Origin of the sequence: Pseudoalteromonas sp. P1-25 (assembly GCF_001401805.1) — a bacterium.
Lineage (GTDB): Bacteria > Pseudomonadota > Gammaproteobacteria > Enterobacterales > Alteromonadaceae > Pseudoalteromonas.
On record NZ_LKDW01000002.1, the window covers coordinates 280,132 to 292,505 of the forward strand.

11 protein-coding genes and 1 pseudogene are annotated in these 12,374 nt (G+C 40.8%); 6 read left to right on the forward strand and 6 right to left on the reverse strand.

The features are described 5' to 3' along the window. Window positions 1–12 precede the first annotated feature (12 nt). Window positions 13–1,155, forward strand: coding sequence for a PD-(D/E)XK nuclease family protein (locus tag AN393_RS02825; protein WP_055017255.1), 1,143 nt, complete (start codon window positions 13–15; stop codon window positions 1,153–1,155). Next, window positions 1,152–4,349, forward strand: coding sequence for a type I restriction endonuclease subunit R (locus AN393_RS02830; RefSeq protein WP_055017256.1), 3,198 nt, complete (start codon window positions 1,152–1,154; stop codon window positions 4,347–4,349). Before AN393_RS02825 ends, AN393_RS02830 begins: the two co-directional genes overlap by 4 nt. A gap of 473 nt (window positions 4,350–4,822) precedes the next feature. Here the strand turns inward: AN393_RS02830 and AN393_RS02835 are convergent. From AN393_RS02835 to AN393_RS02845, 3 genes and pseudogenes are all read right to left on the reverse strand, one after another. Continuing rightward, window positions 4,823–5,296, reverse strand: a pseudogene (locus AN393_RS02835) (DUF2310 family Zn-ribbon-containing protein); the annotation flags it as partial. Window positions 5,297–5,309: 13 nt separating this feature from the next. After that, entirely contained in the window at window positions 5,310–5,573 is a 264-nt protein-coding gene (locus AN393_RS02840; protein ID WP_004585969.1) for a hypothetical protein, read from the reverse strand. 109 nt (window positions 5,574–5,682) lie between these two features. After that, window positions 5,683–5,922: a DUF2789 domain-containing protein gene (locus AN393_RS02845; protein ID WP_055013909.1), complete on the reverse strand. Its 240-nt coding sequence runs from the start codon at window positions 5,920–5,922 to the stop codon at window positions 5,683–5,685. Window positions 5,923–6,132: 210 nt separating this feature from the next. On the opposite strand from AN393_RS02845, the gene AN393_RS02850 reads away from it, so the two are divergent. Further along, on the forward strand, window positions 6,133–6,777 hold the full coding sequence (locus tag AN393_RS02850) for an N-acetyltransferase (RefSeq protein ID WP_055013908.1): 645 nt from the start codon (window positions 6,133–6,135) through the stop codon (window positions 6,775–6,777). Window positions 6,778–7,517: 740 nt separating this feature from the next. Here AN393_RS02850 and AN393_RS02860 read toward each other — a convergent pair. Then, on the reverse strand, window positions 7,518–7,817 hold the full coding sequence (locus tag AN393_RS02860) for a DUF3301 domain-containing protein (RefSeq protein ID WP_055013906.1): 300 nt from the start codon (window positions 7,815–7,817) through the stop codon (window positions 7,518–7,520). Beyond that, window positions 7,817–8,845, reverse strand: coding sequence for a DUF3549 family protein (locus AN393_RS02865; protein ID WP_055013905.1), 1,029 nt, complete (start codon window positions 8,843–8,845; stop codon window positions 7,817–7,819). Before AN393_RS02865 ends, AN393_RS02860 begins: the two co-directional genes overlap by 1 nt. Before the next feature lie 105 nt (window positions 8,846–8,950). On the opposite strand from AN393_RS02865, the gene AN393_RS02870 reads away from it, so the two are divergent. The 3 genes from AN393_RS02870 to AN393_RS02880 are packed head-to-tail and all read left to right on the forward strand — an operon-like array spanning window position 8,951 to window position 10,477. Next, entirely contained in the window at window positions 8,951–9,271 is a 321-nt protein-coding gene (locus tag AN393_RS02870; protein ID WP_055013904.1) for a YqcC family protein, read from the forward strand. Further along, a complete protein-coding gene (gene truC / locus AN393_RS02875) occupies window positions 9,264–10,028 on the forward strand; it encodes a tRNA pseudouridine(65) synthase TruC (protein ID WP_055013903.1) in 765 nt (254 codons plus the stop codon). The genes AN393_RS02870 and truC overlap by 8 nt, the downstream gene beginning before the upstream one ends. Then, entirely contained in the window at window positions 10,028–10,477 is a 450-nt protein-coding gene (locus AN393_RS02880; RefSeq protein ID WP_055013902.1) for a flavodoxin, read from the forward strand. The genes truC and AN393_RS02880 overlap by 1 nt, the downstream gene beginning before the upstream one ends. Before the next feature lie 279 nt (window positions 10,478–10,756). Here the strand turns inward: AN393_RS02880 and AN393_RS02885 are convergent, their stop codons facing one another. After that, the gene (locus AN393_RS02885) at window positions 10,757–12,334 is read right to left on the reverse strand and encodes a LysM peptidoglycan-binding domain-containing protein (protein WP_055013901.1); all 1,578 of its coding nucleotides are present in this window, start codon (window positions 12,332–12,334) and stop codon (window positions 10,757–10,759) included. Window positions 12,335–12,374 lie beyond the last annotated feature (40 nt).

Sequence of the window (12,374 nt, forward strand, 5' to 3'; positions counted from 1 at the left end):
GGAATTAACTTTATGGATAGCTTACTTGTCAATCTACGTAAATACCGACCTCGTGATAATACAGATCCGCTAGAAAACTTTGTCACAGAAGCCTTTGCTTGGTTGCTTAGAAGCAGCGAAGAAGTAAGAAAAGTGATATTTACTAGAATTAATCAGGCTCTGCAATTACCTTGTGAATTACCTCAAGACGAGTGTGTTGTTTCGAGCCAAGAGAACTTTAACGGTAAGTTTCCTGATTTGGTGGTGAATTGGCCTGGTTGTACTTGGGTGTTTGAGCACAAGGTGTGGTCACATTTACATAGTAATCAATTAAAGAGTTATCGAGATTATATAGAGTCACATAGTGATGACTATCGCTTAATTTTAATTACGGCTAAAACTTATCAGCACGCTCAGAACCCCGACGCCGCTTTATGTTGGCAAGACATTTATCATTGTTTACACAAGCTTGAGCAAAATAACAACGACGAACAGTTAAGCTGGGCACTCAATGATTTTTTAACCTTACTTAAGACTGAAGGGTTAGGGCCGAGCACGCCAATTAATCGTTTTGCAATGAGTCATTACCTTGAAGCGATTAAGTTTGATAGCCAAGTAGATTCGGTTTTTAAACAAGCTGAACAGTTGCAATGGCCGCTGTTAGACCTTGATATTAAACCTTTATTCAAACGGCAAAAAACAGAAAGTCGTGTCGGGTTGGAGTTTAGCCCAGAGTTTGGTGAGTATGGCAGGTGTTGGTTACCGAGTATTTTTTGTGGTGTTTTGCTCGATGGTGGTGATCACGGCGTAACTGAGTTTATCAAGGATGAACTTAACTTATGTTTTGTTTTCGACTTTAACAAGTTAGGACAGACTTATATTAGTGGTTCAGATACCTATCAAGATTTTAAATCAGACTTGTCAGAACTGGTGAAAGAGAAGTTTTGCCAATGGCAGTTTATTGATACCGCTTTAGAGCCAAAGGCCAAATATAATCGCTGGCATCCTATTTTTCTTCTTACGCCTATGTTACCTATTTTTAAGGATATGCATACGCATCAAGAGCAAGTTGATACAGTGCACACGCTATTTTCTGAAATACAAACACAGCTACTTTCGCTTAGCTCGTTTAGAAATCTTCTAACCGAGTTAGCTTTGCTTAAGGAAAAGATATGATAACGGAAGATCAATTAGAACAAATCACTATAGATTGGTTTAAAGAAACAGGCTACCAGTATGCGAATGGTTACGATATTGCACCTGACTCTGCTACACCAGAGCGTGAAGACTTTCGACAAGTTATTTTAAAAGCGAGACTCTTAAGTCAGCTTGAAATGATTAACCCGCACGTTCCGCTCGATGCGTTAGAGCAAGCAATAGCTTTAGTCATTCATCCCGAAACGCCAATTTTAATAAAGAATAACAAAGAGTTTCATCAATACCTGTTAGAGGGTATTAAAGTTGAATATAAAGAAAATGGTGAAGATAAAGCGGACTATGTTCGCCTAATCGATTTTAGTGATGTTGCGAAAAACCAATTTTTGGTGGTGAATCAATTTACAATTACAGGTACAAAAGGCAGCCGCCGTCCAGATATTGTTGTTTTCATAAATGGGTTACCCCTTGCTGTATTAGAGCTTAAAAACCCCGCAGATAACAGTGCTGATATTTGGCACGCATTCAATCAATTAGAAACGTATAAAAACGAAGTTTCTGATTTATTTATATTCAATGAAGCGCTAGTTATCAGCGATGGCGTTGAGGCACGAGTTGGTTCACTAACAGCGAGTAAAGAGCGTTTTTTACCTTGGCGTACCGTTGACAATGAAAACGATAAACCAATTTTAGAATTTCGATTAGAGACATTAGTACGTGGATTTTTCAAACCTGAGTTGTTTTTAGATTACATTCGCCATTTTATTCTCTTTGAAGAATCAGGTGGTGCTTTGATCAAAAAGATTGCGGGCTATCATCAATTTCATGCAGTGAGAGCTGCGGTAGAAGCTACCGTTGTGGCAACAATGCAGCCAAGCGAATTGGCAATGGTTGCAGAAGCTAATGCTGACTATGCCTCTAAAGTGACGCCAGGTTCTGGTAAAGCTGGGGTGGTTTGGCACACGCAAGGGTCGGGCAAGTCTATCTCAATGGTGTGTTATGCGGGTAAGTTAATGGCGCAGCCACAAATGAATAACCCCACCATAGTTGTTGTAACTGACCGAAATGATTTGGATGGTCAGCTCTATAATACCTTCGGTATGGCCGCAGACACGTTAAAGCAAACTCCAGTGCAAGCTGAAGACAGAGACTCACTGCGTGAGATTTTAAGTGCAAAGCAATCTGGCGGTATTATTTTTACAACTGTTCAGAAGTTTGCCTTATTAAAAGATGAAACAGCGCACCCTGTACTCAGTGAACGTAGCAATATTGTTGTAGTGAGTGATGAAGCTCATCGCAGTCAATACGGTGATAAGGCTCGCCTTGTTGATATAAAAGATGAAAATGGCTTGGTAATTGGCAATAAATATGTGTACGGCTATTCAAAATATATGCGTGATGCTATGCCAAATGCCTCTTTTATTGGTTTTACGGGTACGCCAATTTCAGCAGAAGACAAAGACACACGCGCTGTGTTTGGTGACTATGTATCGATTTATGATATTCAGGATGCCGTTGAAGATGGGGCAACTGTGCCTATTTACTACGAGTCACGCCTTGCCAAGCTTGATATTCGTCAAGATGAAATAGAGCTTCTAAATGAAGAAGTCGATGAAGTCATAGAAGATGAAGAAGATGTAGCTGCTCGTGAAAGCACAAAGTCAAAGTGGGCTGCACTTGAAAAGCTGGTCGGTGCCGAGCCGAGAATAGCAAAAGTCGCTACTGACTTAATACAACATTTTGAAACTCGTACATCTAACTTTCCTGGTAAGGCTATGATTGTGTGTATGAGCCGAGACATTTGTGTTCATATATACAATGCTTTAGTTGCTTTAAAACCAGAGTGGCATGACGATGATCCTGCTAAAGGCGCCATTAAAGTTGTTATGACAGGATCTGCGTCTGATAAAGCATTATTACAACCTCATATTCATAATAAAGAAACAAAGAAACTTTTCGAGAAACGCTATAAGGATGTAACCGATCCGCTTGAAATAGTAATAGTGCGCGATATGTGGTTAACCGGATTTGATGCGCCAAACTGCCACACCATGTACGTTGATAAGCCAATGAAAGGGCACAACTTAATGCAGGCTATCGCCCGTGTTAACCGTGTATTCAAAGATAAGCCAGGTGGTTTAGTTGTAGATTATATTGGTATTGCTAACGAACTGAAAAGTGCACTTAAAACTTATACAGAATCCAAAGGCCGAGGAAAGCCGACTCATGACAATCATGAAGCATTTTCTATTCTTGTAGAAAAAGTAGAAGTTATTCGTGCACTATTTGATGGTTTTGATTATTCAAGTTTTGAAGATAACGCATTAAAATTGCTACCTGGTGCGATGAATCATATTTTGAGCTTACCAAACCCAGGAAGTGGCAAGCTTGACGGTAAAAAGCGGTTCTTTGATGTGATGGCTGCTTTAACAAAAGCCTATACGCTGTGTAGTACGTTGGATGAAACATCTGAGTATAAGAAGGAAGTAGCGTTTTATAGTGCGGTTAAGGCGAGTCTTAGTAAGTATACAGGAACAGACAAGCGAAGAACTGACGAAGAAAAACACTCAGCAATGAAGCAGATTATTGATAATGCGATAGTTGCAGACGGGGTTGTTGATGTTTTTGAGCAAGCTGGTTTAGATAAGCCTAATGTTGGCTTACTTTCTGATGAGTTCTTAGACGACGTTCGAAATATGAAAGAACGAAATCTTGCAGTTGAATTGCTTGAAAAACTGCTCAAGGATGAAGTTAAAGCACGCATGAAAAATGATGTTGTGTCTGAAAAAGCTTACTCAGATCGCATATTAGAAACACTCAGGAAATACCATAACCGTGCCATTGAAACAGCTCAAGTAATCGAAGAGCTAATAAAAATGGCTAAGGATATGGAAGAAGATCTTGCTGAAGCTGAAAAGCTAGGCATGAATGCTGATGAGATTGCGTTTTATCGTGCACTAATCCAAAACGAAGCCGCAGTAAGGGAATTGGGAGACAATAATCTTAGAGAACTCGCCAAAGAGATAACCACGAAGCTTCGTAAATCGACTACAGTTGATTGGCAAAAACGAGATAGTGTTCGAGCTAGACTCAGAAACTTGGTAAGAAGGGCGCTTAGACGTTTCAAGTACCCACCAGATCGTTCAGATGAAGCAATCGAGTTATGTTTGAAGCAAGCTGAAGTTTTAAGCGAAAGTTGGACTACCGCAGCATGATTCAACATAATTATGTTAAGCAACTTTTACTTAAGTAGGTAGAATCCTGCTTAATATTAAAGGGTTTTTATCTTACCCATATAAAAACTATTTAATTTACAGCTAGTTGCAAACCCTGATTTAGAAAAGTTATAAATCGGTAGAACGATGCAGATAACATAAGCTTGATAATTTGTAGAGAGAACCCCAAGTGAGAGTATTGAGCACTTAGAAGGTTTCATAATAGTGTTTATTTTCACTATTAGTGACAAATTTCTTACACAATAGTGGAAAAAAGCACTATTAAAGATTACCTAAACTTAGCATTTTCTGCTTCTAGCAGATCGGCATACTTTTCAAAATACTGAAGTATATAACGATAAAAATTAAAGTTGACTGAGGTAAATATAGAAGGGTAAATTTACAAGTAACTATGGGTCTAAATTCTGAAAAATAGCTTTCTACATTCAATGTCTAAGTAATGATCCAGCATTATCGCAGGCTTGCCAATCTTCTTGCCATTTTATGAGTGTTTTATAGTCCCCATTTGCAATAGCGGGGATAGTAAACAATGGCACAGGTAAAAAGTCATCACCACAATACAGTGGGCTACAGGTATGCACATAGGTTGTGTATAAAATATAGCTTGAAGGCGATTTACAGGTATCGGCACCGTTTGAGTGAATGTCTTGGCCAATCACTTTTATTTTAGGGGCAAGCAAACCAGCACTGTGTAGCTTCTCAATACTGTGTTTTACAAAAGGGCTATTATTTAATGGGTGCATGGCGTCTTCGGTTGGGCACATTACCCGGGTAATAAAATAGCCATCTTTTAATACAGTTGGGAATTCTTCCCCCATAATTTGGCCATTAAAACGCAGTGCATTAACTAACCGGTTAATGGCTTGCTCGGCGTGTTCTAGGGTAGTGTCTTGGTAGCAGTCAAACGTTAAATCAACAACGAACATTTATAGTCTCAAATTATTTTTGCTCTAACAGGGCTAGCAACCTATCGAGTTTTTTCTCAATGCGATCGAGTTGAGATGTTTTAGGCTCAACGATGCTCTGCTCAGGGTTTTTCATTAAATTATGAATTGAATCAGGATTATTTTTATATTGGCTTACTGCAGCAATAATAACCGGCATAGGCACAGGTTGTGCTAAACGGCTTTTAGTTAGGGCAACAGTAGGGGTTTTGCCTTCATCAAGAAGGACTTTAATTGCATCAAATACAACTGCATTCATTAGATTTGTAACTCTTTAATATATATGCGCAGCAAGTGTTTGTTGCGCGGGTGCTATAGTAGCAACAATACCAAGGCGCATAAAGCCTTGGTATAAGTAGAGGGGGGGATTACTTACCTTCTTGGCGAAGCCTTACATCAAGTTCATCAATTACTTCGCTCCACGCGCCATCTTCTGCTAGCGATTCTGCTAAAAAATGCTGCTGTGCTTCATCCCAAAAAGGAGCGTGTTGTAAAAGCGTTGTGTCTTCTAGTGAGTGAGAAGCAATAAAATCGTCAATCTGTTGCTCTGAGCTAGGTAAACCCAATTGTGCAAACAACGTTTTCATATCATGTTTTGTCGTATCCATATTATTACTCCATCTGATTAAATTAAACCAAGCTTAGAGCCAGACTATAGGCTTTGCTAGTTAAACTCTCGCTGAATTGACGGTATTTTTGCTTTAGGTATATAGTTAACGTGTAGTATAGATAAACATTTTCGCCATACAATTACCAACCATCTTACATGTGGTAAACAACTGGCAACGTTGAGGGTAGAAAAGCAAAAAGGATACACAATGACAGTCACCTCTAATGAGCACACATTAAGCGTACAATACCTCGCCCCTGAAGATATAAGCACGGCAGGGAGTTTAATCTATCAGGCCTATCATGATGATCCGCTACTGCAAAATTTATTAGGTTATGATCAACATAATATGGCTGCCTACGAGAAAAAATTACGCTCAGTGATACGCGAAGAACTCAGTGCTTTTTGGCAAGAAAAGCTGCCATTAATAGGCTTGTACCGCGATGATAAATTAAAGGCGGTCGCGTGTGTATTTGAGTCAAGCAGCCAATTACAACCAGAGCGTTATTGGCATTGGCGCTTAAAGTTAATGCTCAGTGCAGGGTATTTGCAAACCAACCAACTAATAGAAAAAGAGCAAACAATACGCACTGCGCTTAATGAGATTGGCGATTACTACTATTTAGCGTTTATTGCGGTAGACCCGCACGTGCAAGGCCACGGCCTTGGGCGTTTCCTGTTACGAGGCTTGGATGATTTAGCAACTAAAAACACAGGAGCCAAAGGGCTTGCCGTTTTTGTTACACGCCAAGAGCATAATACGTTTTTTAAATCAGAAGGATTTAGCACCTATAAAGCACTTGCCTTTAATAAAGTATCTGGAGAGCTTCTTTTTAAACCATATGCAAAGTAAGTCTGTAAGCGATAAGCGCCATTACGGACATATGCCCGTGAGATATATCTTACATTGACGTGCGCATTATCAGTTACGGTCGTTCACAAATGCAGCTTTAATAGGGTAAGGTTCTGTTTTGTATGGGGTTTCATATTTTTTCATATATATTACGAAAAATTAATTTTGTTTACCTAGTAGGATGAAACCCAAACTCGCGTAGTATTTAACGTGTCAAGACGACATAGCTTAATGACTAAGCTACTGCCAAGGATACGGAATAGGCAACATAGCAGATGCCAGCAGGAAGCATAAAGGACAAATTAAAAAGGACGCAAGGACGAACGAGGAAGTGCATGAAGCGCTTAGTAGTTGGAACTACTTAAGGATATTTACGGATGAGGCTACAGGAAGTAGCAGGAGCGTTAGTTTACGCAGGATGGCCAAGGCGGCAAGTGGAAAATGCAGGATGCATTTAAAGTGGCAGGAGCTACTTAAAAGGATGACCAAGGATGATGCTACAGTAAGTAGCCAAGCGTTAGTTTACGCGGGTTAGTCAGGATGGTTATGGATTTTGCAGGATGCAATGTTGAGGGTAAATAGGGTTGTTTACTCGTTCAGGGGATGATAATACGGATTTTGGGTCAAGGATAACAAGCAGGATGCTGTAAGAGTGAGGCGTAACTTTTGTTACGCCTTAGTTTTATGTATTAACTTATTTTAGTGGTTTCACTTTAACCCCACTGGTTTAACGATTAGCGTTAAATTTTGTGTGGGGGCACAACAACACTTTTTAGCATTTCATTTTCCATAATTAAAATACCTTGATAGGCATTTTCGCCATCACTTGAAAACTCAAACATAAATTCGCTTTTGATCCCCGGTTTGCCATTTTTTAAAACGCCAAAGCGGCGCTTTGTGCACGCTACGCTCATTAACTGAACCTGTAATTGTTCAGCTTGGCGCGCAGCATGACTGTTAGCAGCTTCTGCTACTTTTCGGTTTAGCCAAAATAAGTATATTACAGCGCCAATAGCGATAAACGTCCACAAAGTAGCCATTAAGAGAACAACCTTCCAATTGCGCGAGCGAGCGTTTCGCTGCGATTTTCTTTACGTAATAAGCCTAATAAGTGTGGGCGTATAGTGGGTATTGCAACTAAATCAGCAAATATACTGGGAAATAGCTCGGCAATTTGCTGGTGGTGCGCACAATTATCCATAAAAATATGTAAGCGCTCAGGCTCTTCTAGTTGAGCAAAACAACGCCCTGCAATTGTTAAAAGTACATCTGAATCAGTACTAAGAGATGAGCTTAATGCAGCATCTACTAGTTGTATACACAGCCCTTGCGCTTGGCCTTTTGAAAGTGAGCGCAGTGCGGCAGTCAGTGCAATAGTATCGTTATTTTCAATGGCTGTGTGGCCATAGGCCACTAAAAGCTCACTGAGTGATGGCGGTATTTCTACATGTTCAAGCATAGCGCTCAGAGGCTGTAATACTTCAAGTGGTAAATGCGGCCAAGCATTTTGCAAGTTTGCTAAGTTGTTGTCGTGATTTAGGCGCAGTGCAAAATCCGCAATACCTTGTAGCGCAACGCTTTGCCAATCATCAAAACCTAAATCACCACTAAAGTACAGCTGCGTATGCTCGTAATATTTAGAGGCTGGCTGCTTTAACAATACTTTAAGTTGGGCGTTAAAAGCCGCTAATTTATTTGCATTAGGGGTAAAAACATAAGGGTTATTATCTAGCTTACCATCGGCTTGCTCGCCGGTAATTTCGCTGCCTAGGGCCTCAATAACCATATTAGCGAAATGATCGCGGCTCGCGCTCACTAATTTACTTTGCTCATCAAGTGGAAATTTTAAAAACCACACATAAGGTTCTTTACTTGCTTTGCTATCCCAAAATTGAATAGCCAGCCATGCATGCCCTGCAAGCGGATAAGGATAAGGAACTTGCGCTTGCTCGATAGCTAAAAACTGTTTTTTATCAAGCTTAGTAATATGCCTGCCAATATCAAAAGCACGCCATTGTGTACCGGCGCCATCTAAAAGTTGGCCAAGTGTCGCTATGTGTTCGCTCATCGTTATCTCAATTGTTTTTACTGCAAAATTACCTCAATTATACGCCATAGCAGGCATTGAGGGAACAGGGTATAATTGCCCCATAACGTAAAAAGAAGAGTGGTTATGTATCAACAAACGCAGGCTTATTTAAACCAATTAAGCACACTTTTAAAAAAACATAAGCTGTGGCAAATTACGCCAATAGAGGCAAATAGATTACAATCTCAAGTGCCGTTTTGTCACGATACTATGGCATTTGAGCAGTGGTTACAGTTTGTATTTATTGAAAAAATGCAGCAATTAATAACGCTTAACCAACCATTACCACAAAATTTTGCTATTGCGCCCATGGCTGAAATGGCGTTAGTGGGTAAAACCGGCAGCGGCGAAATTATAGCGTTACTTAGTGAGCTTGATGCTTTTTTAGGTAACCCCCATGACTGAAAAGAGAGAACCTATAGCGTACGGCGAGCTTAATATTCTTTACCAAGACGACTACTTTGTTGCCATAGATAAGCCCGCAGGCTTATTGGTTCATCGCTCTTTTTTAGATAAACACGAAACGCAGTTTGCAATGCAGATGCTGCGCGACCAACTAGGGCAACATGTATTTCCGGTGCACAGGCTAGATAGACCAACATCAGGTGTGCTGTTATTTGCGCTAAGCTCAGAAGCCGCCCGAGACATGAACACGCTTTTTATTGACGGCACGATTACAAAACGTTATTTAGCGCTTGTACGTGGTTTTGCACCTGAATCGGTATTTTTAGATAAACCATTAAAAGAAGAGCTTGATAAAATAGCTGACAAATTTGTTACGCAAAATAAAGCGCCACAAGCGGCGCAAACGCAATTTAATTGTCTGCATCAAGCCACGCTACCCATCCCTATCGGTAAATACCCCACGGTACGTTACTCGCTCGTAGAGTGTTTTCCAAAAACTGGGCGAAAGCATCAGATTAGGCGCCACCTTAATCATTTATCAATACCTATTATTGGTGATGTAAATCATGGTGATAATCAGCACAATCAATTTTTTAGGGAGCATTTTGCACTTAGGCGGTTAATGTTATTTGCAACGCAGCTTAGCTTTGTGCACCCTTATACGCATAAACCCATCGTAATTAAAGCGCCACTAGGTGAAGACATGCTTAGTATATGTAAGCAACTAGGTTGGCCACAGCAAGAAAAGGATTATTAATGGCACATATTAGTATTTTTGTAGGCAGCGTTAACGGCGGCGCAGAACGTTTAAGCTACGACGTTGCAAATACAATAGAAAAAGCGGGGCACACTGCGAGCGTTATTAGTGAGGCCTCACTTGATGATATAAAAAACGCCTCACATATATTAATTGTTACCTCAACCACAGGGCAGGGCGATGTACCTAGCAATTTAGCGGGGCTCTACTTTGCTATGAACAGCACATTTCCGATGCTAACCGATAAGCCATTTGGTGTTATTGCTATGGGCGATAGATGCTACGGCGATACGTTTTGCGGTGCAGGGCGCAGCTTTGATGAGCTACTACGTGACTTGCAAGCTAAGCCGATAGGAAACCGTTTAGAAATAGATGCCTGTGAAGACTTTGAGCCATGGCCTGTAGCAGAGCCGTGGTTAAAAGCATGGCTTGAAAAGTTACCAGCTTAGTAAACTGCTTTATACCAATGCGCATAATTAAGTGATCTATTTTGAGGATGGATAAACGTGTTGATAGCAAGGCAAAAAATTCGCGATTTAGTTGTTCTCGGCAATTGCTCCTGCATTGCTCTACCTTCTGCATCCATGCAGTCGTAAATGAGATTTTTTAAACGCAGATAGTGACACGTTTAGTCCCTGAAAATGATTAAGTATTATTGCGGATTGGTATTATATGCACAAAACAAAAAAGGAGCGCATGCGCTCCTTTTTTAAATATTAAACCGTTGGTTAACTACTTCTTACATCAACCTTAAGCTTTAACTTTTGGCCTGGTTGTAAATACTTTTGGCCGGCTAAGTTATTCCACTTAATAATTTCGTTTACGGTTAAATTAAATTTAGACGCAATACGTGCGAGCGAGTCACCACGGCGTACTTTGTAAGTAATGGTGCGATTAGTACTTGCAGTTGCTTGTGGTTTACTCGCTGACTTATACACAGTGAGCTTTTGATTTAAGCGCAACACTGCGTTTTTCTTCAGTTTATTCCACGAGGCCAGCTCATCCATGGTGACATCGTATTCACGACTAATGTCCCACAGGGTGTCGCCACTTTTAACCGTGTGCGACAGCTTTTTACGGGTGGCTTTATTAGCGGCTAAACGCATTTGCTTAGGTAAATGTTCGCTATTAATTGCCCCATCGGTTAAGGGGACCAATAACTGTTGGCCAATACGTATGGTGTTTGACTTTAATTTATTAAGCGAGCGAATAGCACTGGTGCTGGTGGTAAACTTTTTAGCAATAACCGATAGGCTATCACCGCGCGCCACAGTGTATTGTTGCCAACGTAAACGGTCTTTCACATCGGTTTGTGCCAGCTTTTGGCTAAATTGCTCAGCTTTATCGCTGGGTAACAATAAAAAGTGCGGGCCGTTAGGATCGGTCGCCCAGCGATTAAAGCCAGGGTTTAACCTGTATAGCTCAGTCAGGGTCATATCGGCCATATCAGCGGCCAGTGCTAAGTCTATCTGTGAGCCTACATCAACCACTTCTACAACTTGCGCGTTGATTACCGGCTTCCACTTTACATTAAACTCATCAGCGCGTTTTAATAAATCGGCAAGGGCTAAAAGTTTTGGTACGTACGCGGTGGTCTCGCTAGGTAAATCCAAAGACCAAAAGTCGGTGGGTAAATGCTTTTTACGGTTTTTCTTAATCGCACGCATTAAACGCCCTTCGCCTGAATTATAAGCCGCAATGGCGTTTAACCAATCGCCCTCAAGGGTTTTGTGTAAATACGATAAGTAATCAAGGGCAGCACGCGTAGATTGCACTATGTCGCGTCGGCCGTCGTACCACCAGTTTTGTTTTAAATCAAAACGCTCGCCTGTGGCTGGCATAAATTGCCAAATACCCGAAGCACTGCGATTAGAGTAGCCAAATGGGTCAAACGCGCTCTCTACAATAGGTAAAAGCGCGATTTCGATAGGCATTTCGCGCTTTTCTACTTCTTCAACAATAAAGTGTAAGTAAGGTTCTGCGCGTTTTGAAATGCGATCTAAATAAGCTTGATGACGTGCATAGTAATTGCGCTCAGTAACAACAGGGCGGTTTTGCGGTACATCAATAGACAGTTGGTAGCGAATACGCTCCCACACATCATCAAAAACGGGGGCGCCTTCGCTCTGTTCAACGTGTTGATATTGTGCGTTTACCATCAATGCATTGTTAATATCGTTAGGGCTTGCGCCTTCTAAGCGCTTATTTGCTTGGGTAGCAGCTTGTGCGTCTGAATCTACGGTTGTTAATGTTTGACAACCACTTAGCGCAACCGCCAAGGCAATTAATAGAGGAGATTTATTCATATATACCAATACATCAGGTAAAAAAACTCGGCGAATACTA

Coding starts and splice junctions, on each gene's coding strand:
- AN393_RS02825 (WP_055017255.1), top strand. CDS start 13: ATGGATAGCTTACTTGTCAATCTACGTAAATACCGACCTCGTGATAAT.
- AN393_RS02830 (WP_055017256.1), top strand. CDS start 1,152: ATGATAACGGAAGATCAATTAGAACAAATCACTATAGATTGGTTTAAA.
- AN393_RS02840 (WP_004585969.1), bottom strand. CDS start 5,573: ATGAATGCAGTTGTATTTGATGCAATTAAAGTCCTTCTTGATGAAGGC.
- AN393_RS02845 (WP_055013909.1), bottom strand. CDS start 5,922: ATGGATACGACAAAACATGATATGAAAACGTTGTTTGCACAATTGGGT.
- AN393_RS02850 (WP_055013908.1), top strand. CDS start 6,133: ATGACAGTCACCTCTAATGAGCACACATTAAGCGTACAATACCTCGCC.
- AN393_RS02860 (WP_055013906.1), bottom strand. CDS start 7,817: ATGGCTACTTTGTGGACGTTTATCGCTATTGGCGCTGTAATATACTTA.
- AN393_RS02865 (WP_055013905.1), bottom strand. CDS start 8,845: ATGAGCGAACACATAGCGACACTTGGCCAACTTTTAGATGGCGCCGGT.
- AN393_RS02870 (WP_055013904.1), top strand. CDS start 8,951: ATGTATCAACAAACGCAGGCTTATTTAAACCAATTAAGCACACTTTTA.
- truC (WP_055013903.1), top strand. CDS start 9,264: ATGACTGAAAAGAGAGAACCTATAGCGTACGGCGAGCTTAATATTCTT.
- AN393_RS02880 (WP_055013902.1), top strand. CDS start 10,028: ATGGCACATATTAGTATTTTTGTAGGCAGCGTTAACGGCGGCGCAGAA.
- AN393_RS02885 (WP_055013901.1), bottom strand. CDS start 12,334: ATGAATAAATCTCCTCTATTAATTGCCTTGGCGGTTGCGCTAAGTGGT.